Origin of the sequence: Fodinibius salipaludis (assembly GCF_002287075.1) — a bacterium.
Classification (GTDB): domain Bacteria; phylum Bacteroidota; class Rhodothermia; order Balneolales; family Balneolaceae; genus Fodinibius; species Fodinibius salipaludis.
The window spans coordinates 357906-383371 of sequence record NZ_NSKE01000002.1 but is presented as its reverse complement, the minus strand read 5'-3'; the positions used below and the strand labels follow the sequence as shown (position 1 = coordinate 383371).

Genomic DNA, 25466 nt, shown 5'->3' with positions numbered 1-25466 from the left:
ACAGCTCCAGGCGGACACCTACTTTACCCGCCCGTATACCTCCCAGGATAAAGGAACAGTCGAAAACAGGATTGGCGTCATTCGCCGGTTCTTTCCCAAGGGCATGGATCTTCGAACGGTTTCCGAGGAGCGCATCACAACCGTGGAGCAATATCTGAATTTTCGACCGGTACGAAAATTTGATTACCTTAATCCTATTCAACAAACCCTAAAATACCGCAGTGTTGCATTAGTTACTTGAACACAGCAAATATAAAAGCGGTACTACTTTTAAAGTGGATTAAAAAATGGAAGGAAGGTTATAATCTTTAGTTCTTGTAGCAGGAGGGAAAGTTGGCATTGGCGATTTCGTTTTTGTCAGCGAAAATATATCTGTAACAAGGTTTTCAACATCCGCCGAATTATTGAGAGGTACCACGCGGTCCGATGCTAACCATCGTTCAAGCTCTTGAAGCTGATCAGAAATACTATGCAGAACGGTTACATCAAGCTCTTTCATGGCAGCAGCGTTACACAGTTGCTCATATTGATTGCGAATCGGTATAGTCAGGAGTTTTTTGCCGAGATACATTGATTCAGCACACATTTCAAAGCCTGCACTGGTAATAACACCTTGACAACTTTCAAAACTTTCGAGAAAAATTTGGTTGCTAACTGGATACACCTGAACATTTTTGCTTTTTCTATACTTATTGCAACTTGGCGAAAATATATGCCAATTATAGTGATCAAATCTGTGAAAGGTGGTAGTTAACAGATTGGGATCAAAAGCCGGAAGGTATACGGTTATATGTTCGGCTTGCGATGGAGAAAGCTTTTGAATTTCTGACCGAATGATAGGTGGCTCTATAAAGGAATCATACGTCTTGAAATGAAATCCGATGGCATGATCGGTTGGAGCAAAGTGCTGAAGAATAGCTTCTGCAAATCTCGAACGTGTTTTGGGGCGTGGTGTAGCTTGTGATAGAAATGCAGCTTGGTGGCTTAATGCCAGACTCGGAACATTTTTTGTTTTAGCAGCCCAGGCCGTCACCGGCTCATAATCACTAATCACAAGATCGTATTCCTCGATTGGAATCGACTGGGTATCAGTGATAAAACGAATCGGGCGAAGAGAACGGAGCGTTTCTAAAATGGAAATGCCTCCTCTGCTATCATAGTTCATACTTATGCCGTGCTTCCGGTAACGAATATCCCTTTCCAGGGAAAGTTCACAATTGTAACCACTGATTAACAGGTCCACATTGGCCCCTTTACAGAGTTTAGGCAACAGTTCCCGGGCACGGCTTATGTGTCCATGTCCGGTACCTTGTATGCCGTACAGTATTTTCATCTGATAATGGATGTTTTTTTAATGGATTTTCGAATTGGTAGTTCTGCCGTAGCGTCTCTCTTGATGAATTTGTCGTCGTAATACCTATATACTGACCACTCGTTCTGATGGTATTCCAAGGCCGTGAGATTTTCGATCCAATCGCCGGAGTTCATATAGATGACGGATCCCTCTTCATTCTGATAACCCCTAATTTTAGGTTGGTGAATATGGCCACAAATCACATAGTCATATTCATGCTGTATGGCCAGTTCTATAGCCGCTATCTCAAAGTCGTCAATAAATTTTATGGCTTTCTTAACATTATCTTTGATCTTTTTTGAAAGTGACATTTTTCCATAGCCCATTTTTTTGCTCATATAGTTTATTAGGCGATTGAGCAAAATCAGCATGTCATATCCGTGTCCACCGATTTTAGCTATCCATTTGGTATGTTTCATGGTGATATCAAGAATATCTCCGTGAAAAATCCAAACCTTTTCCCCGTTTAGCTCAAGGAGTAGCTTATCTTTTACAAAAAGTGGCCCAATTTGAAGGCTCGATATTTTCCGGATGACCTCATCATGATTACCAGTCAAGTAGTAGATGTCAGTGCCATTAGCCAACATACTTAAGAAACATTTTATGACACGCATATGTGATTTGGGCCAGTAATATTTTTTGAAATTCCACATATCAAAAATATCGCCGTTCAAAATTAACATTTGGGGCTCGATGGAATTGAGGTACTGAGTCAATTCTCTGGCATGGCACCCAACAGTTCCTAAGTGTAAGTCTGAAAGAACAACAATGTCTACGGATCGCTTTTTCATATACGCTTAAAGTACTTTTTTCTTAAAAAACGAAACCTGTATTATCTCATAATGTCCTATATATTAATCCGTAGTAATCATTTGATTATTTAAAGTTAAAGCAGAGGACGGTTTCCCAGAATATTGATAGGAGAATTATAGGGAGACACTTGATCTGGATATTGGCGTGTTTAGAAAGGTTTTTAAAGTGGATTCTCAAATTCAGTTGTTTGGACTTTAGCAGAATTTCGAAATTCTCTAATTATTTTCTATTTAATTCCAAACGTTTTGAAATTATAGGCAAGCGATATGAAAGCATTGGGTAATGTACTTTGGTTTTTGTTTGGAGGGTTTATGGCTGGCCTTTTATGGTGGTTTGCAGGGGTTATTATGTTCATAACCATTATTGGGATTCCGTGGGGGAAGGCTTGTTTTACAATAGGAACACTTTCTTTTTTCCCATTTGGTAAAGAAGCAATTAACCGAGAAGTGTTAACAGGAAAAAAAGATGTTGGTACCAGTGGTTGGGGTATGTTAGGAAATGTAATTTGGTTTATATTTGGTGGTTTTTGGCTTGCTTTAAGCCATGCTTTAGCAGCGATCGTGAGTTTTATAACCATTATTGGGATTCCATTTGGAATTCAGCACGGTAAACTTGCTCGTATTTCTTTATCACCTATTGGAAAAGAAGTTGTTGATAAAGAGGTTGCAGAGCGGGCCCGGGAAAAGAATGCTGAACGGGTTGTTGGAGAGTATAGAAACTAAATCATTTATTAGGGAGCTTTCTTCTCAAGTGGTATAGATATCCTACTTTATTGAAAGAGGTTTCGCAAAAAGCGAACATGCCTTTCTGGGTATTTTTTGAACGGGATGTGAGAGGTAGCCTTGTATCAAGATAAAAGGAATGCTGACATCCGAAAAGTTGCACTTATGTACAAAAACGCATACATTTATAAATAAATGTATGCAAAATTGTGCACATGTATGTTTCAAAAGAAAAGATAGATAATGCCATAAATGTTTTTAAAAAACATGGAGGCATACTCAGAACTTCAGAAGCTCTGGATGAGGGTATATACCGGCGTACACTTTATCATATGGAGGAGAAAGGGTTCCTAACTAAGCTTGAGCGTGGAGTGTACAAACTTTCAGATACTGATATGCTTTCTAATCCTGATCTGGCGATTGTAGCAAAGAAAATCCCAAAGGCTAAACTTTGTCTTGTTTCAGCACTGGATTTTCACGAGATGACAACAGAAATTCCACACAAGGTCCATATTGCTCTTCCCAGGACCAGTAGAGATCCCAAGCTTGACCATCCTCCCATTAAAGTCTATCGCTTCTCAGGTAAGAGTCTCACCGAAGGAGTTAAAGAGCATGAAGTGGATGGGATAAAAGTACAAATCTATAATCCAGCCAAGACGATTGCCGACTGTTTTAAATTTAGAAATAAGATAGGACTTGATATAGCTATAGAAGCTTTGAAAGACGGAATGAGAGAGAATAAAACTTCATTTAACGATATTGAGAGGTTTGCTAATATATGTAGAGTGCAAAATGTGATTCGACCTTATGCGGAAACAATTGCACATGGCTAAATATTGGCAAAGGTTTTATTGACAAAAGTTGAAAAGATAAACTCGGGTGCTTGGTTACCGATACTTTCGTCCCAAAACCATTCAATGATCAATGGTTTACTATTAAAAAGAAATAGATCAGCCTAAATTCGAAATAAACACTGTTTTTGACCCGTAAAGATCATAAGTAGGGGCATATTGAGAAAATGCTACTCTGATTCCTCATCTTCTTCCGAAATCTCGAAGACTTCCTTTTCACATACTTGAACCCACCAGCCAAAGTGTTCTTCTATATTCGTTTCATGGTAGTAATTCAGTTTTTTAAGAAAGGAGCCTTTATCCTGAAGATTTTTCCAATTGATGTACAATCCAAATTGATATAAATACATATTTACAAACAGTCGGGCAATTCGACCGTTGCCGTCATAAAAGGGGTGGGTAAAAACAAACTTCTGATAAAAATGAAGAGCATTTTCTAACGCTTTGTCTTCATTTTTTCTCCGCAAAAAACTAAAAGACTCTTTTAGATGGTCTTGTATTTTATCAGGCGGAGCCCCTCTAAAGCGTGGTCTGAATTCCTGTCTTTTTTGTCCGCCAAAGAAAACGGCACCCTTATTGGGGTGTTCTTTTTTTCGAAATTGTCCATTAATTGAAATAATATCCGAAAAAAGGAATTCATGGAGAATTTTACATAACTGTAAACAGATATGATCGGTGAGAACTAAACTTCCTTCCTGTATCCGCCTGTTAATATCTGGCAGAATTTCATTATCCAGAGCCTCGTAATTAGTTCTGGCTAAGGCATTGGCCGCTTTTACGCCTTCATCAGTAGGCGGAAATTTATCAGGGAATACCTCTATTAATTCTTTTAATTGAGATAATTCGCCACTTTTAGCCAAAGATTTCTGTATTTGAATTCATAAAGAGGTGGGCTTCCTTAGAAGCCTTATTAAACTCGTCCAGATATTCGTCCAGAGAATCAAAATAGACATTGGTTGCTTCATCATCTTCTGCCATATCAAATACATAAGCATGATGACTGGTAGTCTTAGGCGGGTAGAATTTATTGTCCTTATCTAAAGGAAAATTTTGAGCAAAACTCTCCTTAGAGTAGTAGTCTAATATCTCTTCATCAGAAATTTTCCCACCAAACTCCTGATTTTTTATCCACGGTTCTTCTGTGTGAGTCGTTTTTGACAGGGTAATAGCATTATAGCACCCATAACTGTCAACAATGAAATTAATTAACTTCTTTTCATTTGAAGGAATTGGGCTAAACAGTGGAATATCTTTTATGGGATTTTTGCCGTACCCTTTGTATTCATGATAAATTTCAGGATTTACGGGGCCATATTTCCAAGCATAAAAAGCTTGATCCGGAGTATTAGAAATAGTCTTTTTGCCAGCCACAGTTGTCCACACCTTAACATAGTAAAGTAGCTTTTGAAGTTTCATAGGGGTTATATTCCCCTGAAACTTATTTAAGATGTGTCCGGCTATGTTTTCTAAGTTTTGCATTTTGACGATGTAGATGCCTGATTATAGCCTCCCAAAACGGAAAACAAACATAATATATTATAATTTATAATAAAAATAGGTTAACTCCTTAAAGGGCTTTGTTCAAGCCTATAAGGATTAATTGATCTCTATTCACTCCACTATATGAAGCAAACGTTAAATATATGATTTGGTCTGAATGTAAGTAGTATTAATTAATTGAGGATAGGCGCTTAGAAGCGAAATTTGCGGGATAATGGATAGAAATGGGTGTTTTTACCAACTCAAAATCTAACTATTCCTGACTTGCTGAATATATTCTAAGAGTCCTTTCTTTGATGCTTCATTCAAAGTTGCATCTGTTAGCTTTTCAATTTGATCCTCTCTTGGAGCTAACTCATTATTCTTTGTTACTATACCTGTAACAACAGTAGGGCCAATTTTATAGAAGGTTTTTTGGTGGTTAATTTTGAAAGGAGATGAATGGATAACTTCTAATATTCCTGTGATTTCATTCTTAAAGTCATGCTTTCCAGATATAACAATATCATCTACGTATCTACTATATGTAAGTCCTTTGTCTTCACAAAGTTTAGTTAGCTGCTCATCATATTTTGAGAACACTAAATTGGCTAAATAAGGGCTAGTATGAGTACCTTGGGGTAAGGAATATTTGTAAGTAGTTAGGCGGGTTAAAAGATGGCTAACATCATGAGAAAAACCATTGTCAACCAAAGCATTGAAAACTAGTTCATGACCTACAGAGGGATAATACTTACTTAGATCAGTGCAAAGAAAATATTTATGCCCTTTGTGAAGTTCGGCATTAGTAATGTTACTTTTACCTTTAATTCCTCCTTGGATATTATCAGGGAACTCTAGTTCTCTAAAGATGACCTTTTGAATTCTCTTTTGTATATGCTTTAAAACACCTCTGCTTGGATGGAGTATGCGGTAAACTATATCACCATTCTCTTTTCTAACGTTACCGTCATCATCTGTTTTGGGTTCCTTATCTTCGTAGTAATACTCATGAGCCTTTGAGGCTATTGATTTAAGCTTAGAAAGCTTATAGCTGAGAAGGAAGGCTAATCTTTCAGGTTTCTTTATCATCTGTAATTGGGTTTAAAAAGAAAGGGAAGGACTCGCCACTACCACTGACTTGCCTCCTGCATAGTTGACAACAACTTGATAAATACCGGTAGATATTGAATAAGCCTAAAAAAAGTAGGCATCACATATCGTTTGAAAAAACCAGGTTGCTCGTTATCAGGCTGCTGCTCAGCACTCAACGGCATTTCAACTTCTGTGACAGAAAGAGTAGTACGGTCTTTCTCCACTGTTAACTTTTTCTTCTTAAAGATATAAGATTGAGGTTCCATAATTAGTATGGATTTAATTGCGGTTAATTAATGGACTCTTATAACAGATGTCCTGTCCCACAAACAAATGCTATGGTCCATCGTACTACTCCATACTTAAATCCTTCCCAATTGGTGAGAAACCTGTCCCAAGTAGTCTGGGAAAACATAGAGTCCTCAAGAGAGTGTGGAAATGTGTCCTCCAACGATGGGTGCAATGTGGAAAGATCCACGAGGGCACGAGAGGAGGAACGAATATGCCACACCTATAGGGGCAACTTCAACGAGTTGCTACCGAACTGAATCGGCTTCAATGAGCTTCACATAAGCATTTGCCTCACATTAACAGTAGATGTCAAAGAACAATGCAAAATAATTGAATTTTGCTGATCAGTAAAATTAGAAAGTCTTTATACCCCACGGGGTTGCAGCAATATTATAGGCGTAAATAACTGACTCTACTTGAATATATGATCAATTTTAGGCTAGTAAATACAATTGAGACAATCCTCCATTACCACCCAAAAAGTAGACTTTAAAGCTTCATAAGGGTTGCGTTCTCTTGAAAATTGTTTGGGATGCTATGTTTTTAAGGTTTCGTATCATTGACGATGGTATATATCTGATGGGCCGTGTAAGACGGAAATCAACAATAGAAATACTTTGTTGCCCTTAAAAGCTTTTTGAAAGCTGAAATAATTGTTTGTTGTTAGCCAAGACAGATTAATTCAAATACTCCTCAATATCTTCAAACCTTGATTCTTCAAATCCCTTTTCAACGAAATTAATTTTATTATTTCGGTTTAAAGAAGCTAAAGAGCTTGTTTTTTTAAGTGATTCCTCTAAAAGATTTTCTTTATTTGGATGAATAATAGTAATTGTATTTTCTACTGTCTGATAGGTCCAATCTTGCAATTTTCCATTGATAATTTTGTCTCCCCAGCCATACCCTGACATTAAGATATGATTTGAACTTTTCAATTCGTTATAAAGGGCATTGTGAAGATCAGCGTATATACCGAAGTGATAATTTTTGTCCTTTCCATAGCCGGACAAAAAGTGCCCCTGTGTCATATTTGGTCTCACCCAGTTGCCATCCGCATCTTCGATATGCCAGATATCATCTCCTGTAAGCTTTGCATAACCAGTTCTGCCTGTATTCTCATTAGTGGCATAATACCAATCTACTGAGCCATGGAGTTTAAATAACCGTATTTTTGTTTCTTTATATCCAAAACTATCGTTATACCAAATAACTTCTCCATCAACTTCATCAAACCCATCAAAGAAATCTGAACCCAGATCATTTAAGTGTTTTTCAAATAGGTCGTCATGGTTCAGGGATAGTATATTTAACTTATTTAACTCTTCCTGATTAACAATTTGAGAAATTAGTTCTAATCCAACCGGTTTATACCCCAAAAGTTGGTACCTAACAGCATGTTCAAGAAAGTTGAGAGTATTATGGGTGAATTGCGATAGACTTGTTAGTTCATTTGTTAATGATGCGTCTTTTCTAAAAGAAAAGGTGTGTTGAATGATATCATTGATAAATCGACTAACCGGAAGACTATCAATAGAACCGTTTTCTACTTTATTGATTTGTTCTACTAAAAAGTAAAGATCTTCATAATTGGATTCGATTCTAGGATAGCCATCAAATAAGTATCTATCATTTAGTTCTTTCAAAAGCTTCAAAAAATCTTGGTGTGGGTCGACCTTGTTTAATTCAGCCAGTGGGCCGCCAATATCTTCTATCGGAAAATATCTGCCATCGGAGTTCCTAAACCATTCTCCATCTAGAACCTCTTCCGTAAGTCTGCCTACACCTGGTATATCATTTTCAAAATGTATCCCCGACCCCGTAAATAAATTAATATTCATAATAGTTTTTAAATGATTTAAAAGGTACTCGAATAATAAATAAACAGCCTAAGCCAGTAAAATGAATCTACAAGAGAGAATGCTGTGCTAGTACCATTCTAGTACCAGAGTTAACACAGGGCAAGAATTGGGAAGGTTTATACTAAAACAAAAAAGCCACTAACTCCTTGGGAGTCAGCGGCTTATGTAAAAGCGATCCGGACGAGATTCGAACTCGCGACCTCCTGCGTGACAGGAAGCGACTATATCTTATCTCATAATTTCTCATAATATTTTATAAGAAGTCCTAAATTATTGATATGCATGGCTTTATGGTGTTCTGTTCGTTCTCATAAGGTTGCATGTCTTACCTAAATTTGGCATAGTACCTCATGATTGGGCTGTCCCATGGCTGTCCCAGAGATTAATCCTACTGAATTTGGAAAGAGGTACAAGTGCAAACCAAGAAGCTAACGCATACTTATATAAAAAACATAGATCCTCCAGATAGAAGGATTGAGATTTATGATGAATTGATTGACAACCTGGCTGTAAGAGTTACTCCCACTGGCTATAAAACCTTTATCTATCGTTATGGTGCAAAGGGAAAGCGTTATACCATTGGAAAGTTTCCTAACGTAGGGCTGGCCGAAGCACGGGATATTGCTAAAGACCTTGCAGCTGATATAGCAAAAGGCAAGGATCCCCAAGAGGAGAAAAAAACAAAAAGGAAGAAAAAAGACTTGCCAACATTTGGAGAGCTCGTTGAAGAGTTTAAGAAGTTACATTTACCTACCCTGCGGGAAAGTACGCGAAAGGAATATGAGCGAATTATTGACAATGAACTGCTTCCTGACCTTAAAACAATTCCTGCTAAAGAAATAGAGAAGGACCGAATTAGAGAGTTATTAGACAAAAAAGCACTCAAGGGTAAGTCGCCAACAATGGCTAATCGCATTAGGGCTCGGTTATCAAAGATATATAATTTTGGTATTGGCAGGGGTTGGGTTGAAAGTAATCCAGTGGAGGGAATACCCACTTATAAGGACGGTAATACGAAGAGGGATAGATTTTATAGTAAGAAGGAAATAAAAGAGTTGTGGAAGTTCTTTGAGAGACAGAAAGAACCTACCCAGTCGGTTTTGAAAATGTTGTTGATAACCGGTCAGCGGAAAACCGAAACCATGCAGATGAAGTGGAGCGATCTCAATGACGGGATCTGGACTATCCCGGCAGAGTTGGCCAAGAATAAAGAACCTCATGAAGTACCGCTTTCTGAAATGGCGTTAGAAACCATCCAAAAGATGCGGGAAATGAATGAGGACAGTGATTATGTATTCAAGTCTCCTCAAAAGGAAAATGAGCCCATTTCCTGGCTCACCAGGGCAAGGGTATTTATTCAGGACAACTCTAAAGTTCCCGACTTTCGTCCACATGATTTGCGACGCACAGTTGCAACATATATGGCAAAGATGAAGGTCGATCGTACCGTCTTGGGGAAAATACTCAACCATAAAGGCCTGGCGGGAGATACTCAGGTTACGGCTATTTATGACCGACACAGTTATACTGATGAAAAGAGAGAGGCATTGGAAAAGTGGAGTGCCTATCTAAACAAAATATTAACAGAGAAGGAGTAATTAGTTATGGCAAAATTAGATTTAAATGATGGGAATCCTCCAATATCAATTTCTGATATTGGTTTTGGAGCAGTGCTTGCCGGGCATCCCTCTTTGGATGAAATATTTGAAGATAAGTCTCAAGAGTTTCAGATGAATTTAGGAAAGGTTTACTCAAAACATGGGATAGCTGAAATTAGAGCATTAAAAGATGTTCTAACAGACAAAATTGCTGATTTAAAAAAAGATATTGAAGCAGTTTCGAAACGAGGAGAACAAGGTATTTTTTACTTAGCCGCTCTGTTACATTCATATCATCATTTACAGTCTAAACTTTATGCAATTGAAACCTTTCTAAGTATATATATACTGCACGGCTCAGTTGAACCAATAGTAAGTAAAAAACAATTATGGGAGAAGGGGTCTAACTTAACAAAGGCCATTAAGAGTGTATCTATAGCGATTTCAAGTAGTAATCATTCAGAAACTGGCCAATCAACTATAGAGAACTTTTTAAAAGGGTACTTCTTGTTTAAAAGTACCTCACTTGGTTTGATGAAAATTCGGGACTTTGTGATTAGTAACTGTAAAAATGTAAAAATGAAAGATGAACTTGAGAATACCGGTAATAGTACTTTAGCACATTGGACAAAAAGGCTTGAAGAAAAAATAGATCAAATTCGGGAAGATTCCTTTCTTTACGAACAGGATGAAGGCGAAAATTAGCACTTCCAATACATTTACAACGCTTTTCCAACAAGTTTTTTAAGACGGAATTTTCTCATCCTCCCTAATATAAGATCAAGCAATCGCAATTAACTCTATGCTTGATCATGAAGAATCTAATCATACGCCCCGCAGAATTAGCAGAGAAATTATCTATCTCCCTTGCCACCCTATACCGGATGAAAAAAGCCGGTGAACTGCCTCCCCAGATAAAGATCCATGAGCGCGCCGTTGGATGGAAGGTGTCTGATATTGAGGAATGGCTTGAAGAGCGCAAGGAAGCAGGGAGGGAATAATTATGGATTCGAAGAAACGAAGTTTAGAGATTAGGATTTGGGATAAACCGTTTTTCAGTGATTTTAACCAGGCTGAAAAGTTATTTTGGTGGTTTGTAAATACTAAGTGTGACAATGTTGGGGTTTATCAACATAATTGTAAGCTCGCTGAATTTCATTGTGGTGGGGAGCTTGATCTTAATAGTTTTGTCAAGAAAATAGGTTCAAGTGAATACCCCATAAGCTTCTTGGATGAATCTACTTTATGGCTTGAATACTTTGTCAGAGAAACTTGGGGAACTTTATCAACTGGTAACAATTTGGGCCCATCATGTTATAAGTTACTGGTTAAACACGGACTTTTAGAAGAGTTCATAAGTAAATATCCAAATTGTATAAATAAGAAAGCTTTTTTGGATTCAGGCTTTACTTTGCCCCAAGTCAAGGACAAGCCAGGGGCTAAGGATCAAAATAAACAGCAAATTCAGGGGCAGACCAAGGCCAGTGCTGATGCAATTAACATTAGCATTAACGAGGACATTAGCTCAATCTTGATCAACAAGTTTAAAAAGATTAACAGGAACGTATTACAAGACATTTCTGATATTGCTTTAGAAGGACATATTAGCAAGACTTTAGAGATCCTGGAAGAGAAGGGAATTGATGATCCAGTATCTTACTTGATCCAAAAAGCAGATGAGATGGTAGAAAAATATGAATCTGATAAAGATGTAGAAAAGGAATTTAATATTGAAGAGTTTTTATTCAATATAAATTGTGAATCGGTTGATGATATTCCATTCTAATGCTGGAAATGGTAAAGGACAGGATCTGATATGGACTCTGGATTTTCAAAAGCTAAAGTTGACAAAGATTGGCAATCATTAAGTAAGTGATCTTCTTAACCGGTTGCCCAAAAATCAATTATTTCTTGTTTAGAAGATTTGGATGCTTCCTCTTCAACAACTAAATCTGATTGGCTAATAGTATTTTCCATGAAGGGCACTAATTTGAATACTTGATCCCACTCTAAGCCATTAGCAATATCAACCTGGCTATGAGCTAATGAGTTTCTTAACTGTTCAATCTCTTCAAGGTTATTTTTTGAGGTATCCAAGTCATCTAAATTGAGAATTTTTCTAACAGCATCATTTTGTAATACTAAATCTCGTTTATCACAAAGTTGCAAGCAATGAAGCAGACCTACCTCTTCATTTCGCTCTTTCCGTAGTTTTTGAATATGTTTGGCTTTTTTGAGTCGGTTCTTGTTAAGACTCTTTTTCCAATCTTCGGTTTTATACTCTTCATGGATCCAAAAGGTGAGATGCATTTCAAAAAGAGAGATAAGTCCAAAGAGATATATTCTTACTGGTGGTTTGTTAAGATCAGCTCTGGTAATAATACCCTGAACTTGTTGTCCAACGAGAACGAATATGAAATCTTTGGTTTTCAATATTTCAAATATTTCGGCCAGGGGTGTAGCACTACCTATAAGGAAGTTTGGTGTCAAATCAATTATTGCATCACCCACTAAATCCGAATCTTTTAGATCGTTTTTGTAAATAAACCCAGCTACTCGGGATTCCTTGTTTTCTTTCACCCCAGCTACATCGAAATCAAGTTTTTCTAAACGTTTATACATTTCTTGTGAATCCGCATCCATAGGACAAGATTTCAGAGGTTCAAGGATTGCCTTAGCAGTTATCCCCTCTTCAAAGAGATTTCTTATTTCAGAGAGTCTTGTACCCTTTCTTCGATACCCGGTTAAAGGAGATGTCCATAGTTGATAACCCATAAGATCTCTTTTTTAACTGCACAGTTACTAATCCATTATCATTATAATGGATTAGTAGAAATATGGCAAAATAAAATAAGCTTATTAAGAATTATTTGATTTGATTTTATATAAATTTGGATTTATATTTTTATACAACGAACAATAATTAAGTCTTAGATGCTATGAAAACAAAGGAAAAGAATCCCAAGAAAAAGAAGAACGAATCTAAAGATAAAATTACAGTACAGGTATTTGCTCCCCGTAACCTTGATTCCAAGGAGTTTACCTGGAAGAAGAACAAAAACGTAGGTGAAGCTGCAAAAGAAGCAGCGGATGCTTTCGGCTATGAACCAGAAAAGCCACCTCGATTCCAAAAGGGTGAAGATATATTGGATAACACCAAAAATTTGGTATCCGAAGGAGTCAGAGAGGGAGATGAGCTTGAATTAGTTGGAGGTGGCGGCGGTGTCAGTTCCAACTGAAATTACCAAGCTTGAAATTGAGGAAGAGATTCGTGCCGCAGAGGCCTGGGCCAAGCGGCACGAAATTCCCTTTGAGTGGCTTGAAGAACGTCTTGAATTACAGGTCGTATTTACACAGCCGGTATCAAATGACCTGTATTATTTGCAAGGTTTATTTGATGATTACAGAGAAATACCACCAAGATGGATATTTACAGACTCCAGCTGGAGTGATCAGGTAAAGAAGCAAAACTTCCCTAAAGGTGAAAGCACCCCATTCGGTTCATCTATCTTCCATTCTAACGGAGTCATTTGTGCTCCATTTAATCGTTTAGCATATAATGATTATAACGGCCCTCATTCTAATTGGGGGTCACCGGCACAGTGGCTTAATGCAGCAAGAGATAAGATCGTTGCGGATACGATGGGAGATATGTTAAGTGCAATTCATCGTGATTTTAAATTTACAAGAACACGTTTATCATGAAGTATCTTCACCCATACTATAGAACGAATCAGATAAAAATAGGACCTATCGTTGGAGAATATGCCGTTACGGAAGCTGTAATTTCTCAAACGAGAAATATATTAACTGAATATTCTAAAGAGGGGATCAGAGGCCATGAGGGTTTGGTGTTCTGGTGTGGTAGAGAGCTGAATAATCTTACAATATTTACATCTGTAATTGCACCAAATACAGAGCATGGAGCACACCGTGTTATGGTAGATGAGAAGGATTTTGGCCAATGTAGCCGGAGAGCAAGGGCCAACCGACTTACGATTCTTTGCCAAGTACATTCTCATCCAGGCAGTGATACCGTACATTCTGATGGTGATGACCATCTCATCATTATGCCTTTTGAAGGGATGTTATCAATTGTTGTCCCTAATTACGGTCGAGGTTTTACTGATTTATCAGAGTCTACGATCCATCAGTTTAATGATGGTTCTTGGTTTGTTTGTAGCGAGGATTCTGTGAAGCAAAATTTGCACGTATTACCCAATTTTATTGATTTACGGGAGGTCAAAGATGGATGTTAAAAGCGAGGAGTTTTATTCGGAAAGGGATAAGAGGACAATTTCATTTATTGATGACACAGATCATTTAAATAAGAAAATCGGTGTTGTTATATCGAAGAAGGCATGCCAGAGCTATATAGGTCAATTATTAGTTCTAACTCTTTTAAACCAGCTTAGCAGAGTACATCGTCAAATAGCAGTCATTGTGGAAGAGGACGAACCTCTCTTAATAGATGATTACCCTCTTATCAATGAGACAAAGTTCTCAGCAGCGATTCAATCGCTCACTGAGTCCATTGATCCTTATGGAGACTTCCAGGTTGTAGATAAATTAATGGATTGTGAGGCGAGTATAACGGTAGGTAACACAGATGTTTCTACAACCTATTATACAGGTTGTAGAGGAACAGTTGGTATTTTAAGCAAAGATCCTATTGGCCGTATTGATTGGGGAGATCAAAGCAAAATCGGGGCGGGAATGGCTTCTACCTTAGCAGCTGCTGCTTTGTTACGGAAAACGATTGATAAACCTGTCAGATCATTAGCAATCTGCGCGTGGGACTATGAAGAGGTAAAGCTTGATGCAGGCAATTATCCAGAAGTATTAAACAGCAAACCGGATCTTGGGAACTCATTCATTATCGGAGCGGGAGCAGTTGGAAGCGCTTTTACATATTGGTTACGGCTTTTAGGGTTTAAAGGTAGACTAACTCTGATTGATAAGGATCCAGTGCAACTGCATAACACAAATAGGTCACTACTTTTTATTCCGGAGCATTCAGATTGGTTCGATGGTCGGGCGCTGAATAAAGTTGATATATTGGGTGAGACTTTAGAAGGTAGCTGTAGGCCCATTATAGAATGGTATGATGAAGCAGAAGAAATCAAAGACGAAAAATTTGATATAATCTATTGCCTGGCAAATGAGCGCGATGTAAGAACTCGTATAATGAGTAGATACCCTTTAGTTGTGTTGCATGCAACGACTGGTCATGATTGGCTTAGTCAGTTACACCGGCATATTTATGATACTGATGATTGTATTCGTTGTCGAATGGATGACATTAAAGATGTGAAACTTGAATGTTCTAAGGGAGAGGTTAAGAAGGAGAAAGAAACAGAAGTGGAAGCCCCTACCAACAATAGAGATGCAGCCTTGCCTTTCCTATCAACTGCTTCTGGCTTATTATTATACACACTTTCTCTTAAAACGGCCTTCAAGTCTGCATCACAGGATAAGGCCAATGATTGGAGGATGTTTTTTGACTTTTTACCTGATCCCTTTAGGAAAGGAAGGGCAAAATGTAAGTCGGATTGTCCTTATTCAGGGAGAGCCCAGCTGGTAAGTAAAATACACTCAAAAAATAAATACAAAGAGCTTATTAGTTAGGATCTACTGTTATGAAGGTTCCAATTTTATTTTGATAGCCTAAATCAAAAATATGTTCTTCAATAGTAAAATCATTCTGAACAGAAGGATACCAATATTTAAGCTTTGACTCCTCTATTAAATCATCATTTCCTGTAAAGGTATAGACATTAGATCGATTATCTACGTTGTTATTTTTAATAGTTGTGTGCCTATGTCTCTTGAAAAAAGATTCCGAACGTATATCATATAATATTTCTCTTTCTGAGTTACTCACTACAAAAGAACAGTCATCATCTGTTAAGTTTATCATGTGAATTGCAGCAGCTTCAAGCGAAATTTTGTAATAAGAGCTCAGTTTTTTTAGCGAAGAGAAGGAAATAGATAGTTCATCAAGTTTTGATTTAAAAATATTAGGGGGAGCCAAAAGGTTAATAGCGAAAATATTAGCCTCTTGTTCAATAGTATCAATAGAATAATAACCTGGGGATGAGACTAAAATTGATTTCTGATGTAGAAGGCTGAAATGGCTCGGGATGTTTAAATGACCCAGTTCGTGAGCTAAAGTAAATCGTTTAAATTCGGTACTCCAATTATGTCGAGTATTGAAACCGATTATATAGTCCGCCCCACCTGCGTATTTAGAGAAACCGGAGAAATCATTTTGAAAATCTTTTTTTATAAGTTCATACCCAGCTTGGTTAATTAAATTTTCAATATTGTCAATTTTATCATTAGAGCTCAGCTCTACATGCTCTCTTAAATGAATAGTTGACTTTATAATCTCTGACTCATCTAACATCTGTACTACTTATTTCCGGCCTTAATAAGCTCGACAAATTCGTTTATTTTTTTAATTGAGTCAGCCGACAGGTCCTTAACATTTCTCATTAGCATTTGTTTTTCAAACTCTGCATCAGAGCTACCAACAAATTCCTCTACATCTGCATCAAGGGCATTGGCAAATTTTCTGATCAGTGAAGGAGTGGGTACTCTCTTACCTTTTTCAAACTGAGAGATGGAGGCTTGGGTCATTTCCATCTTGTCAGCTACCTCTTGCTGATTATATCCTCTGCTTTTCCTAATCTTTTTTAGATTGTTCCCAAATTCGGTTGATAGCATGGCATAAGGATTATATTATAAATTTATATTTATAATATAATCAAATTTTCTTTTTTAACAATTGCTTTATTTAAGCAATAGACCCTATAAAGGCGTTTAAGTCCTATATAATTTTATTGCTTTGCCAGTTCTTCAACTCGTTGGATTATCTTGTGAGGAGCTATTTCTAAGGCTTTGGCCAATCGAAATATTGAAAATAAGGTAGGTTGATACACTCCTCTCTCCAGATCAGATATAAAGGTCCGGTTGAAGTTTCCCAGCTCGGCCAGCTTAGCCTGGGACAAATTCTTTGATTGGCGCAATTCTTTGATCGCCAGGCCAAATGATTGTTCGATATGTTCTTTGTCTCCCTGCATCAGGGAGAAGTAAAGCGAAATGTCTAATCAAAACGACATGGTATACCATACAAAAATATGTATATTTATAACCGTTAGTAAGGCTCTTGTTAAAAAATGTTAATTCTATCTGACTAAATAAGTTTGTTTATCAAATCAATAAACTTATTTATCTAAGCCTCAATATCTCAAGAAGATGGATCAAGAACGGGCTAAAATACATACAAAATTCCAGGGAAAGGCTTTTGAATGGGAGAGGATGACCTATGAGCAATTGGCCAAAGAAATGAAAGTGTTGGAGGAAAGAGCTGGGACTTCGATTTTAAGAGTCATCAATAAGTATGGCTATTATTTGGTTAAGGGATGTATATTTGTTCTCATTTTCATCGTTTTCTGGTTTATTGTAATCACTCTTTCATCGAGGGTAGCTGAACTCTTTCCAGATAGGCCAAATATGCGGTACATATTTGTTGCAATTACCTTTGGACTCTGTATAAGTTTTCCTTTTTGGGGAATGTCCGAGGAGAAAATTGAGAACCTTTGGTCTCCGATGAAGAAATGGGGTAACAGAGTGAAAGAGCAACAGAAAACTTATGATAAACTGCAAGCCGTCCGGTTCTACCTACGAAAGAAGAAAGAGAACCCAAATCACCCTTCTCGTAAATAAACTTATTTATTTAATAAATAAGTTTGTCAATTTAGTGAGTGGAAACTTCCACTTGATAAGAAAAGACATCCTCACTGAGTTCACTCCCCAGGAAGGAAAGGTATCGAAGTGTTGTCTGGATATGCATGTGGCCCAGCTGGTCTTTAACTACAAAGATCGGTTCTTTCATTAATTTCCCCGTCTGAAATTTCTCAATCGCGTCCTGGTAAGCTTTTTTAGCAAAGGTCTTCCGCATAGAGTGGGTACTTACCGATCCCGTAATCCCACATCGCTGGTAGGCATCGGCCAGGATCATTCCGGCGCGCCGGAGGGAGATTGACTGTATTTGGCGCGTACGGGTGTCTACTTCCCGGGAGATGAATAGCGGCTCATCAAGCAGCTCAGCAAGCTCTGTAGTTGCTAATCTGGCATCGATCCACGGTTGCAATGCTTTCTTAGCAAACTCCATCAGCCGGTTGGTCCGGCCTTGGGTCTTGCCTTTAGTATGGCGCCGCTCCAAGGCAATCCAGTCTTTTGGATACTTGCGATGCATCACGTCGCGCATTTGCAGGGCTAACAGCTCACTGGCGCGAAAGCCTGTACTAATGCCTATGGCAAATAAAGACCGGTTGCGATGATGGTAGTTACCGGTAAATCCTTTGTTCAACATCTGCTGGACTTCCGGGTCGGTTAAGGGTCTGGCACCCCGCATGGGTTTCTGGTTTTAAGAATTTTAGGAAACTCACCTAAAAGGTACGCAAAACGGCTCTTGCAGACCAGAAACGATACTCGTAAAGAAACTTCTTGACAGGATTTCACCGAAATGGAGTAAAGCCCAAACTTCCATTTAGACGACATAAAGGACATCTGCTAAAGAAGTTTAACATCGGCAGCAGCCTGCAAGTAAAGACAAGTTTATTTATAAGGTGTGTTTGATAAAAAAAGTTCTTTATCTGGATCATTATCCAAATCCATCAAAATACGGCACTTTGGCAGTCTGCTGTGCTCAGGCTAAAACCCCAGTTTGGAGAAGCTGGAGCTTATGAATTAATACCTTTATTTGACCATTTTGTGCGAGCATTATAGAGTAACGAGAAAATTCTACTTTTCATCCTTAACATTTGACAAGGCCTTTTCTACATCGCTGCTTACCAAATGTACATAAACCATTGTAGTAGATAGGTCGCTATGACCCAGAGCTTTCTGAACAACGGCTATATCCTTAGTGTGCTTATATAGTCGAGTAGCAAAGGTATGTCGCAGCGTATGAGGACTAATCTTCTTGTTGATACCAGCGCGCTTGCTATAGCGTCGGATCATTGCCTGGACATACCGGTCGTTTAACTGGTTTCCGCTGGAGTTGGCAGACATCGTTGTGAAAACATATTCAGGCAGCTCTCCCAGCTCTTCGGCCTGTCGTTCTTTCCATTCTTGGAGTGCAGTTTTATCATCAACGCCTCTCCAGTTATTATCTTTGATAAACAGTGTTCGGTCTTTCATGCCTTTCCCTTCTCGGATCATCAGGACCTCCGAAAGAAAGTCGATGTCATCCCAGCGAAGGTTTACCACCTCTGCAAGTCTAAGACCGATACTTAGCATCAGTTGCATCATTACTCGGTTACGATGACCGGTAACATATCTTGAGTTGGCTTGGGCTGTTAGCGCCTGAATTTCGGCTTCATTTATGATCGTAGGGAGCTTTTTTGGTCTGGCCATAGCATCTAAGGTTAAATTAACTAATAGTACAGCATTTACATATTATACATACTATATAACAATAATATAGATATATAACACTTCGAAAGATAGGATCGGGTCTAATACATACTATTTAACATGAGTTGATAAGATCAAAGGGGCCGATATGTCTGGCCAAATGTGCAGCAAGAATGTGACTTTCACTGGGATTACAAATCATTCTTGAATTTTAAAAGGGGGCCCCAAAGCTAATTTCAAGAAGGGGTACCAGGCAAAAAAAGTGGGTCCCTATTTCGGCTGAAATGAAGATCCCCATTGGGGAAACAGAATGATTCAATTTAATTCTCCTTTTCTTCTTTCCTTTTATAGTCAATTAATATCCAACCAGCGTGATACATTATTAAACTAAATATCACAAAATTAAAGTTGGTATGAGTGATTCTCCAAGAGTGTGGTGAATCCCAAAGACTAAGAGCAATTTGGCCCAATATTACAGGAATAAACCAATACCAATAAAAAGTACTTAAAAAACCCCCGATACGTTCAGCCATATTCTTTGACATAAGTGAAAATATTTAAACTAACCTATGGCGATCATCGTCAAATCTATCCCAATTTCTTTCGATGAAAGGGACATAATATTTTGTAAGATATTCAAATGATGTGGCATGTATTATAGCAAGTGGTAGTAAAAATGTATATAAATTTTTTACCACAGATATAAAGGTTACCGGCATAATGAACACCAGTAGGACTGGGAAAAGGATCATGCCATACATGGTATATGAAGTGCCTTTATGTTGAAGGTAGCCGGAGTAGCCTGCCTCTGCGAATGAGAATAGATTTGTTATAAGTACCAACACCGATGTAAATCGTAATAAATCCCAAATCTTAACTATAGTTCTCGTAGAGTCTGATGCACTAAAGGTGTCGCTAAAAACATTGCTACCCCAGTACAATATTAAACCTGTCAATAGGAATAGGGAAATGTTTATATAAAGCGCCTTTTTACCAGTCTTAGTGAATGGCCTCATAGTAGCATATAAATGTTTTAAGCAATTATGTAAAAATGAGATTTGTATAATAATTCATTACTGTATGTACTAAGTTGATGACAAATAGTCCAATGCGTTGGTTTAGTAATCTATGTCTCTAAGTGATCAGGAGAAAGTCGAATTATTTATTGAGCGAGCTAAACTATCAGGATTTAATCCTCTTGTAGTCGGACCAGAACATATGAATGTATATGCCAATGAGCTGGCAAATAGGTTTGGTCAGGATAGATGGGACTATTATGCCACAGTGACTGCGATTGGGTCTGTATTTACTATGATTGTTAAAGAGTTTGAGGAAAGTGGGCAAACGGACCTTATAAAGCTATATAAGAAAACTATTAAAGAGTGGGATAAAGATGCACTACAAAAGATTGATGAGTTAATGGAGTTTGTTTTAGAACATGAAATTACATCGAAAAGAGATTATTATACTTGTATTGGTATTTGGCTGATATAGCAGGTGAAAGATTCTGAAATTGAAAATGGTAAAATGGATATAGCAACAGATCTTGGTAAACTTATCAGGACAAATATGAAAATTGCTATGTTACATTGAAAATGATAAGCCTTGTGTCCAACCAACTGTTATATGATTAGCTGATTATAGCTAATTCAAGTAATTCTGTCTATCTAACCCATACTTATCCATCTTATTTTTGAGAGTGTTCAAAGCAATTCCCATAGCTTCTGCTGAGCGCGTTTGATTTCCATCGTACAGGGTCATTACATAATCAATATGTCTTTTCTCAATATCATCCAGTAGAAGAGATTTTTCACTATTATTTTCTTTAACAAAACTGGGTATGTCCTCAACGGTTACTTCCTTATCGGAGAATACATAGAGTCGCTCAATGAGATTTTCAAGCTCACGGATATTGCCCGCCCATCCATAATTCAGAAGTAGGTTTCGAGCTTCTTTTGTGAGCTCAAGCTGAGAGTCCTTTTTAAGTGTCTTCTTTTTTTGTTTTACGAAGAAGCTGATAAGTTTTTCTATTTCGTCTCGACCTCTCTCTTGTAAGCTCGGTAATTCTAATGGTGCTACATTTAGTCGATAAAAAAGATCCCACCGAAACAGATCTTCCTTACAGAGTTCTACTAAGTCTTTATTGCTGGCTGTTATTATTCTTACATCAACTTTTTCAGGGGTCCCGCCAATCGGCGTAATCTCTTTTTCTTCCAGAACTCTAAGTAAAACTTGTTGCATATAAGACGATATATCTCCGATCTCATCTAAAAAAACTGTTCCTCCATCTGCTTTTTTGAAGATCCCCTCTTTATCCTCATTAGCACCTGTAAAAGCACCTTTTTTATGACCGAAAAGTCTGGATTCTAAAAGATCATCATTAAAGGCTGAACAGTTAATAGGGATATATGTACTGTTATTTCTGATGGAGTTTTCATGGATAAATCTTGCAAGATGCTCTTTACCAGTGCCGGTTTCTCCTTGTATTAAGGTGGTTACGTTATCAGTTTGGGCAACTTTATAGGCATTCTCATAGACCGGTTTTATTGAGTCTGTTATCAAATAATCTTCGGTATACTCAAAGGTATCTGATGAGGTTTGCTTCTGTTTTAGAATAACTCCTTTGGGTATTTCTGTAGACTCAACATCTATGAAGAGACGTTCAGGTTTATCGTCATCGGTAAAGCGGGAAGATCTGAGTTGGATTAAGCGGGTTTGTAATCCAAGGGTCGTATGACAGATATACCATGCGAGTTGCATCGCGGAGGTACCGGGAGAAAAGAAAATATCGATTTCATCATCTGAATACTCTAAAAGAATCTGCTCGACTTTTGTTTTGATCTCTTTGAGATCAATCGGATCATTTATACTAATGATCTTTGGCTGGATATTATGTTTGGGGAAGTCGGCATCAAGTTTATTTTTAAGTCTTGTTATGGGGAGGTCTTCCTTTGATTCAGTTGCTAATAGGAGGTGTTGATCATAGCCTTCCTGCTCAAAGAAGTATTGATGGTAATTATATGTCGGGCCAGCTGTATTTACTTGGCCGTTATCGAAATCATTATTGTAAGCAAGCCAAGAGACGAGTATTTTCATATCAATATTTGATAACTATATTAAATTATTGATAGTCTAATATAAGTATTATGCGGATTTAATGTCTAATTAGGGGTTGGTATACCATTTGTACTAATTAGTACACGAACTTGAAGTGAAAATGTAGATAGGCAATATGACTTTAGCTGATGCAATTGGAAAGATACTTGATAAAAATGAGCGCCCAATGTCTATATCAGATTTGGTAGATATTGGTATGTACTTTGAGCAGCTTGAGGTGGATGAGGTTACTGAGAATGACATCATAGAATGTGTGAAAGAAAATAATGATCAGTTTGAAATTCGAAATGGATTTGTATCTATAGTTGGCCAAAAGTACTCGGAGGAAGATTTATCGGAGATCATTGAGAGATTGAGAGGCGAGTTTGGTAGTGAAGGTTATGATTTATTCATCATAATGCTTTTTTATTTCAGGTATAATGCAACAAAGGAAGCTCTTGAGCTAAAGGGAGATAGTTTTAATTATCTGCAAAGATTGTTGAACCTATTAAAGCTACCCAATAATGATTTGCCTGCTCATGAGCTCTTAGAACCTTTTGAAATGATTTTTAGAGATTATTTTGGAAAGTATCCCAAAGATTTTGCAGATACTGAGCCAATATTTGAGATTCATAAGTTTGAAGTGGTTGGAGATAATAACCTTCCTTTTAAATTTTATAACCTTTTATCTAATTACGATTGGTCGCTTTCTGCTGTTGATATAAAAACTTTTGATAACTTTCTGGGTAGGATATTTGAAAATTTAGTTCATCGTCCTGGTCATAATGAGCGATATACACCAAATAAACTATCAAGATTTGTAGGAAAGTTAATTGATAATGGCAATTATGAATGGGTATCGGATTTACATACGAGCTATGCTGAATTACCAGCTCAGTTTATCAAAAATAATTCTGGTCAATCCAGTATCTCTATTGCTCAAACGAATCCAAGAATACTTGTTCTATCCGCTTTAAGACTAATATTGCTTGGTATTGATGAGATTAAATTGCTGGATCATGCATTTGAGACTGTAGATAATAAGTATGATTTATTATTAATGAACCCTCCTTGGGGAAAATTGAATAAAAGTTTTTGGAAAGATAAGCCAGATTGGAAATATCTTGAAAACGTTAAATCGTTAGAAGAACTATTTTTATTAAGTGGGTTGGGAGGGCTAAAAGAAGATGGGGAGGCATTTATTATCATTCCCAATAAACACCTGTTTAATGGAAGTGGGCTGCTCAAAAATTTAGCGAAGAAAAACAATATTAAAAGCATAATCTACTTACCTAAAAGTGCTTTCCTCCCTTATGCCAGTATTGAAACTTCAATTCTGGTGTTGTCAAAATCAGATGATAAAACTCCCCCTCTATTTATTAATGGTCGGGATATTTCCAATAAGTCTTTACAAGATGCTTTAGATAACATACTATCGTTGTATAAGAGCAAGAAAGAAGAGCGCGGTATATCGAGATATGTTACATGGGAAGAAATTGAACAAAATAAGTTTAAGTTCGGCCCCCAAACCTTCTTTAATCCCAAAGTATATTCAGAGTCTTATCAAAGAAGTCAGGATGAGGAAATTTTAAAATTATCAGAGGTTTCAAATAGACTGAAACTGCCTCGAAAAGAAGTGGATGGCAGTTATCCATTAATGAACATGTCTAATTTAACTGATGACCCCGCAGATTTTGTGTTGGATATATCTAAACGATCAACTAAATCAGAGTACAATTCTAAGTTGATGGTTTTGGATCAAGATGCAGTGTTGATAGGTAAGGTCGGTAACAATCTAAAGCCAAGCTTATTTAAGTATGAAGGGAATCCCATTTACATAGGCAAAAATGTTATTGTATTGGAGCCAAATAAAGATGTGGATCCGGAGTATTTGATAAGTGAGCTCAATTCAGAGTTTGTTAGAAATCAAATTACAAAACTTCCAAAAGGATCAACTATACCTAACATCCGAATAAGAGATTTGATGGATGTATATGTTAGGGTGCCAAGTCTAAGAAAGCAGGCATCTCTTTTTAGAGACTGGATAAAAAAAGTGGCAAAATCAAGAGTTGCAGAAATTGAAAATATAAGTTCTCGTTTAAAATTAGTTGAAAAAGATTTTCTGTCTGGTTTTAAACATGATTTCATGCAAATTCTTGGCAATGTATCTTCCGGTATTAATAACATTTCCAACTATATACAGTCATTAAATGAAAAGGATGTAATTTCTTTGGAGGAACCCGTTGCACCACAGTTTCCGGGTGAAGAAGTAAAACCAGAAGAAACGATTAAAGGTACGTTAGATCGAGTACAATATAATGTACAGTCGGCCATCGACTTTTTGGAAGTAGAAATGGACAGAATTGTAAGTGGGGTTGATAAGAGCAAGTTTCAAGAAGTCGAATTGTTTCAATTTTTAAAAGATTGGAAACAAGGAGTAAATATTGATGATACCTATTCAGTTCGAATAGAGAAAAGTGAAAATTGGCCATCCAAAGGAATTACTGTATCTCTTGTTCCTGCCTTGTTTAAAACGGTGCTTAGAAATCTTCTGGACAATGCTATCAAGCATGGGTTTACGGAGGACAAATCTGATTATGAGTTTGTTTTGACTGTTGGTTTGATTGAAGAGAGTGAGGGTTTTTTTGCAAGACTTTTAATAGCAAATAATGGAAAGCCGTTTCCAGATGGATATACTTTTGAAGATTATCTTACAGCAAGAACATCCGCTGGTAAAAATAGAGGTACCGGTTTGGGAGGGGCTCAAATAAAAAGGATTGTAGAAGAGCTTGATGGCATATTCCGAGAGCCTGAAAATCCTATGCCAGAAGAAATGTGGCCAGTACAATTTGAAATTTTAATGCCAATGATAGAAGAATAAT

Annotated in this window: 28 protein-coding genes and 1 pseudogene; 14 read left to right on the top strand and 15 right to left on the bottom strand. The window is 37.3% G+C overall.

Translation table 11 applies throughout. The features are described from left to right. Window positions 1-241, top strand: a pseudogene (locus CK503_RS16050) (IS30 family transposase); the annotation flags it as partial. A 39-nt stretch (window positions 242-280) separates the two neighbouring features. On the opposite strand, the gene CK503_RS04205 reads toward CK503_RS16050, so the two are convergent. Continuing rightward, window positions 281-1333 (bottom strand): glycosyltransferase family protein, encoded by a 1053-nt coding sequence (locus CK503_RS04205; RefSeq protein WP_095605535.1) that lies wholly within the window; start codon window positions 1331-1333, stop codon window positions 281-283. Beyond that, window positions 1330-2145: a UDP-2,3-diacylglucosamine diphosphatase gene (locus tag CK503_RS04200; RefSeq protein WP_095605534.1), complete on the bottom strand. Its 816-nt coding sequence runs from the start codon at window positions 2143-2145 to the stop codon at window positions 1330-1332. The genes CK503_RS04205 and CK503_RS04200 overlap by 4 nt, the downstream gene beginning before the upstream one ends. A gap of 288 nt (window positions 2146-2433) precedes the next feature. Here CK503_RS04200 and CK503_RS04195 point away from each other — a divergent pair, with 288 nt between their 5' ends. Both CK503_RS04195 and CK503_RS04190 read left to right on the top strand, forming a co-directional pair. After that, window positions 2434-2889 carry a YccF domain-containing protein gene (locus CK503_RS04195; protein WP_095605533.1) on the top strand — a complete coding sequence of 152 codons (456 nt, stop codon included), beginning with the start codon at window positions 2434-2436 and terminating at the stop codon, window positions 2887-2889. Window positions 2890-3104: 215 nt separating this feature from the next. Next, a complete protein-coding gene (locus CK503_RS04190) occupies window positions 3105-3722 on the top strand; it encodes a type IV toxin-antitoxin system AbiEi family antitoxin domain-containing protein (RefSeq protein ID WP_095605532.1) in 618 nt (205 codons plus the stop codon). Window positions 3723-3910: 188 nt separating this feature from the next. On the opposite strand, the gene CK503_RS04185 is transcribed toward CK503_RS04190, so the two are convergent. The 5 genes from CK503_RS04185 to CK503_RS04165 all read right to left on the bottom strand — a co-directional run bounded on the left by CK503_RS04185 (window position 3911) and on the right by CK503_RS04165 (window position 8443). Then, entirely contained in the window at window positions 3911-4600 is a 690-nt protein-coding gene (locus CK503_RS04185) for a Fic family protein (RefSeq protein WP_095605531.1), read from the bottom strand. Beyond that, window positions 4593-5156 carry a Panacea domain-containing protein gene (locus CK503_RS04180; RefSeq protein ID WP_217988327.1) on the bottom strand — a complete coding sequence of 188 codons (564 nt, stop codon included), beginning with the start codon at window positions 5154-5156 and terminating at the stop codon, window positions 4593-4595. Before CK503_RS04180 ends, CK503_RS04185 begins: the two co-directional genes overlap by 8 nt. Before the next feature lie 333 nt (window positions 5157-5489). After that, window positions 5490-6311 carry a reverse transcriptase family protein gene (locus CK503_RS04175; RefSeq protein WP_095605529.1) on the bottom strand — a complete coding sequence of 274 codons (822 nt, stop codon included), beginning with the start codon at window positions 6309-6311 and terminating at the stop codon, window positions 5490-5492. Between the two features lie 38 nt (window positions 6312-6349). After that, window positions 6350-6580 carry a hypothetical protein gene (locus tag CK503_RS04170; RefSeq protein ID WP_095605528.1) on the bottom strand — a complete coding sequence of 77 codons (231 nt, stop codon included), beginning with the start codon at window positions 6578-6580 and terminating at the stop codon, window positions 6350-6352. A 702-nt stretch (window positions 6581-7282) separates the two neighbouring features. Then, complete coding sequence (locus tag CK503_RS04165) at window positions 7283-8443, bottom strand: SIR2 family protein (RefSeq protein ID WP_095605527.1); 1161 nt, start codon at window positions 8441-8443, stop codon at window positions 7283-7285. Window positions 8444-8877: 434 nt separating this feature from the next. Between CK503_RS04165 and CK503_RS04160 the strand changes: the two genes are divergently transcribed. The 4 genes from CK503_RS04160 (at window position 8878) to CK503_RS04145 (ending at window position 11848) form a co-directional block, all read left to right on the top strand. Further along, window positions 8878-10062, top strand: coding sequence for a tyrosine-type recombinase/integrase (locus tag CK503_RS04160; protein ID WP_095605526.1), 1185 nt, complete (start codon window positions 8878-8880; stop codon window positions 10060-10062). 6 nt (window positions 10063-10068) lie between these two features. Further along, a complete protein-coding gene (locus CK503_RS04155; RefSeq protein WP_095605525.1) occupies window positions 10069-10767 on the top strand; it encodes a hypothetical protein in 699 nt (232 codons plus the stop codon). Window positions 10768-10874: 107 nt separating this feature from the next. Next, window positions 10875-11063: a helix-turn-helix transcriptional regulator gene (locus tag CK503_RS04150; protein ID WP_095605524.1), complete on the top strand. Its 189-nt coding sequence runs from the start codon at window positions 10875-10877 to the stop codon at window positions 11061-11063. A 2-nt stretch (window positions 11064-11065) separates the two neighbouring features. Beyond that, window positions 11066-11848, top strand: a complete 783-nt coding sequence (locus CK503_RS04145) for a hypothetical protein (RefSeq protein ID WP_095605523.1) — start codon at window positions 11066-11068, stop codon at window positions 11846-11848. Between the two features lie 95 nt (window positions 11849-11943). On the opposite strand, the gene CK503_RS04140 is transcribed toward CK503_RS04145, so the two are convergent. After that, window positions 11944-12837 (bottom strand): CBS domain-containing protein, encoded by an 894-nt coding sequence (locus CK503_RS04140; RefSeq protein WP_095605522.1) that lies wholly within the window; start codon window positions 12835-12837, stop codon window positions 11944-11946. 164 nt (window positions 12838-13001) lie between these two features. Between CK503_RS04140 and CK503_RS04135 the strand changes: the two genes are divergently transcribed. Genes CK503_RS04135 through CK503_RS04120 form a run of 4 tightly spaced genes read left to right on the top strand, consistent with a single transcriptional unit; the run spans window position 13002 to window position 15690 of the window. Next, window positions 13002-13301, top strand: coding sequence for a hypothetical protein (locus CK503_RS04135; protein ID WP_095605521.1), 300 nt, complete (start codon window positions 13002-13004; stop codon window positions 13299-13301). Beyond that, complete coding sequence (locus tag CK503_RS04130) at window positions 13285-13767, top strand: hypothetical protein (RefSeq protein WP_095605520.1); 483 nt, start codon at window positions 13285-13287, stop codon at window positions 13765-13767. Before CK503_RS04135 ends, CK503_RS04130 begins: the two co-directional genes overlap by 17 nt. Continuing rightward, window positions 13764-14321 carry a Mov34/MPN/PAD-1 family protein gene (locus tag CK503_RS04125; RefSeq protein WP_095605519.1) on the top strand — a complete coding sequence of 186 codons (558 nt, stop codon included), beginning with the start codon at window positions 13764-13766 and terminating at the stop codon, window positions 14319-14321. The genes CK503_RS04130 and CK503_RS04125 overlap by 4 nt, the downstream gene beginning before the upstream one ends. Beyond that, entirely contained in the window at window positions 14311-15690 is a 1380-nt protein-coding gene (locus CK503_RS04120; RefSeq protein WP_095605518.1) for a ThiF family adenylyltransferase, read from the top strand. The genes CK503_RS04125 and CK503_RS04120 overlap by 11 nt, the downstream gene beginning before the upstream one ends. Here the strand turns inward: CK503_RS04120 and CK503_RS04115 are convergent. The 3 genes from CK503_RS04115 to CK503_RS04105 form a co-directional block, all read right to left on the bottom strand. Further along, window positions 15683-16471, bottom strand: a complete 789-nt coding sequence (locus CK503_RS04115) for an ImmA/IrrE family metallo-endopeptidase (protein ID WP_095605517.1) — start codon at window positions 16469-16471, stop codon at window positions 15683-15685. The two genes, CK503_RS04120 and CK503_RS04115, sit on opposite strands and share 8 nt — an antisense overlap. 5 nt (window positions 16472-16476) lie before the next feature. After that, window positions 16477-16791 carry a helix-turn-helix domain-containing protein gene (locus CK503_RS04110; protein WP_095605516.1) on the bottom strand — a complete coding sequence of 105 codons (315 nt, stop codon included), beginning with the start codon at window positions 16789-16791 and terminating at the stop codon, window positions 16477-16479. Window positions 16792-16904: 113 nt separating this feature from the next. Continuing rightward, window positions 16905-17147, bottom strand: a complete 243-nt coding sequence (locus CK503_RS04105) for a helix-turn-helix domain-containing protein (protein WP_095605515.1) — start codon at window positions 17145-17147, stop codon at window positions 16905-16907. A gap of 175 nt (window positions 17148-17322) precedes the next feature. On the opposite strand from CK503_RS04105, the gene CK503_RS04100 reads away from it, so the two are divergent. Then, window positions 17323-17793 (top strand): hypothetical protein, encoded by a 471-nt coding sequence (locus CK503_RS04100; RefSeq protein ID WP_095605514.1) that lies wholly within the window; start codon window positions 17323-17325, stop codon window positions 17791-17793. 31 nt (window positions 17794-17824) lie between these two features. Here the strand turns inward: CK503_RS04100 and CK503_RS04095 are convergent, their stop codons facing one another. The 3 genes from CK503_RS04095 to CK503_RS16045 all read right to left on the bottom strand — a co-directional run bounded on the left by CK503_RS04095 (window position 17825) and on the right by CK503_RS16045 (window position 20033). Next, window positions 17825-18484 carry a tyrosine-type recombinase/integrase gene (locus CK503_RS04095; RefSeq protein ID WP_095605513.1) on the bottom strand — a complete coding sequence of 220 codons (660 nt, stop codon included), beginning with the start codon at window positions 18482-18484 and terminating at the stop codon, window positions 17825-17827. Window positions 18485-18873: 389 nt separating this feature from the next. Next, entirely contained in the window at window positions 18874-19488 is a 615-nt protein-coding gene (locus CK503_RS04090; protein WP_095605512.1) for a tyrosine-type recombinase/integrase, read from the bottom strand. A 320-nt stretch (window positions 19489-19808) separates the two neighbouring features. Beyond that, complete coding sequence (locus CK503_RS16045; protein ID WP_095605511.1) at window positions 19809-20033, bottom strand: hypothetical protein; 225 nt, start codon at window positions 20031-20033, stop codon at window positions 19809-19811. Between the two features lie 583 nt (window positions 20034-20616). Between CK503_RS16045 and CK503_RS04075 the strand changes: the two genes are divergently transcribed. Further along, complete coding sequence (locus CK503_RS04075) at window positions 20617-20982, top strand: hypothetical protein (protein WP_095605509.1); 366 nt, start codon at window positions 20617-20619, stop codon at window positions 20980-20982. Between the two features lie 150 nt (window positions 20983-21132). Here CK503_RS04075 and CK503_RS04070 read toward each other — a convergent pair whose 3' ends face one another. Next, window positions 21133-22584 (bottom strand): sigma 54-interacting transcriptional regulator, encoded by a 1452-nt coding sequence (locus CK503_RS04070; protein ID WP_095605508.1) that lies wholly within the window; start codon window positions 22582-22584, stop codon window positions 21133-21135. Window positions 22585-22720: 136 nt separating this feature from the next. Here CK503_RS04070 and CK503_RS04065 point away from each other — a divergent pair, with 136 nt between their 5' ends. Continuing rightward, on the top strand, window positions 22721-25465 hold the full coding sequence (locus CK503_RS04065; protein ID WP_095605507.1) for an N-6 DNA methylase: 2745 nt from the start codon (window positions 22721-22723) through the stop codon (window positions 25463-25465). Window position 25466: the final 1 nt, after the last annotated feature.

Excerpts from the sequence above, each read along its gene's own strand:
- CK503_RS04205 (WP_095605535.1), bottom strand. The coding sequence starts at position 1,333 with ATGAAAATACTGTACGGCATACAAGGTACCGGACATGGACACATAAGC.
- CK503_RS04200 (WP_095605534.1), bottom strand. The coding sequence starts at position 2,145 with ATGAAAAAGCGATCCGTAGACATTGTTGTTCTTTCAGACTTACACTTA.
- CK503_RS04195 (WP_095605533.1), top strand. The coding sequence starts at position 2,434 with ATGAAAGCATTGGGTAATGTACTTTGGTTTTTGTTTGGAGGGTTTATG.
- CK503_RS04190 (WP_095605532.1), top strand. The coding sequence starts at position 3,105 with ATGTATGTTTCAAAAGAAAAGATAGATAATGCCATAAATGTTTTTAAA.
- CK503_RS04180 (WP_217988327.1), bottom strand. The coding sequence starts at position 5,156 with ATGAAACTTCAAAAGCTACTTTACTATGTTAAGGTGTGGACAACTGTG.
- CK503_RS04175 (WP_095605529.1), bottom strand. The coding sequence starts at position 6,311 with ATGATAAAGAAACCTGAAAGATTAGCCTTCCTTCTCAGCTATAAGCTT.
- CK503_RS04170 (WP_095605528.1), bottom strand. The coding sequence starts at position 6,580 with ATGGAACCTCAATCTTATATCTTTAAGAAGAAAAAGTTAACAGTGGAG.
- CK503_RS04165 (WP_095605527.1), bottom strand. The coding sequence starts at position 8,443 with ATGAATATTAATTTATTTACGGGGTCGGGGATACATTTTGAAAATGAT.
- CK503_RS04155 (WP_095605525.1), top strand. The coding sequence starts at position 10,069 with ATGGCAAAATTAGATTTAAATGATGGGAATCCTCCAATATCAATTTCT.
- CK503_RS04150 (WP_095605524.1), top strand. The coding sequence starts at position 10,875 with ATGAAGAATCTAATCATACGCCCCGCAGAATTAGCAGAGAAATTATCT.
- CK503_RS04145 (WP_095605523.1), top strand. The coding sequence starts at position 11,066 with ATGGATTCGAAGAAACGAAGTTTAGAGATTAGGATTTGGGATAAACCG.
- CK503_RS04140 (WP_095605522.1), bottom strand. The coding sequence starts at position 12,837 with ATGGGTTATCAACTATGGACATCTCCTTTAACCGGGTATCGAAGAAAG.
- CK503_RS04135 (WP_095605521.1), top strand. The coding sequence starts at position 13,002 with ATGAAAACAAAGGAAAAGAATCCCAAGAAAAAGAAGAACGAATCTAAA.
- CK503_RS04125 (WP_095605519.1), top strand. The coding sequence starts at position 13,764 with ATGAAGTATCTTCACCCATACTATAGAACGAATCAGATAAAAATAGGA.
- CK503_RS04120 (WP_095605518.1), top strand. The coding sequence starts at position 14,311 with ATGGATGTTAAAAGCGAGGAGTTTTATTCGGAAAGGGATAAGAGGACA.
- CK503_RS04115 (WP_095605517.1), bottom strand. The coding sequence starts at position 16,471 with ATGTTAGATGAGTCAGAGATTATAAAGTCAACTATTCATTTAAGAGAG.
- CK503_RS04110 (WP_095605516.1), bottom strand. The coding sequence starts at position 16,791 with ATGCTATCAACCGAATTTGGGAACAATCTAAAAAAGATTAGGAAAAGC.
- CK503_RS04105 (WP_095605515.1), bottom strand. The coding sequence starts at position 17,147 with ATGCAGGGAGACAAAGAACATATCGAACAATCATTTGGCCTGGCGATC.
- CK503_RS04100 (WP_095605514.1), top strand. The coding sequence starts at position 17,323 with ATGGATCAAGAACGGGCTAAAATACATACAAAATTCCAGGGAAAGGCT.
- CK503_RS04095 (WP_095605513.1), bottom strand. The coding sequence starts at position 18,484 with ATGCGGGGTGCCAGACCCTTAACCGACCCGGAAGTCCAGCAGATGTTG.
- CK503_RS04090 (WP_095605512.1), bottom strand. The coding sequence starts at position 19,488 with ATGGCCAGACCAAAAAAGCTCCCTACGATCATAAATGAAGCCGAAATT.
- CK503_RS16045 (WP_095605511.1), bottom strand. The coding sequence starts at position 20,033 with ATGTCAAAGAATATGGCTGAACGTATCGGGGGTTTTTTAAGTACTTTT.
- CK503_RS04075 (WP_095605509.1), top strand. The coding sequence starts at position 20,617 with ATGTCTCTAAGTGATCAGGAGAAAGTCGAATTATTTATTGAGCGAGCT.
- CK503_RS04070 (WP_095605508.1), bottom strand. The coding sequence starts at position 22,584 with ATGAAAATACTCGTCTCTTGGCTTGCTTACAATAATGATTTCGATAAC.
- CK503_RS04065 (WP_095605507.1), top strand. The coding sequence starts at position 22,721 with ATGACTTTAGCTGATGCAATTGGAAAGATACTTGATAAAAATGAGCGC.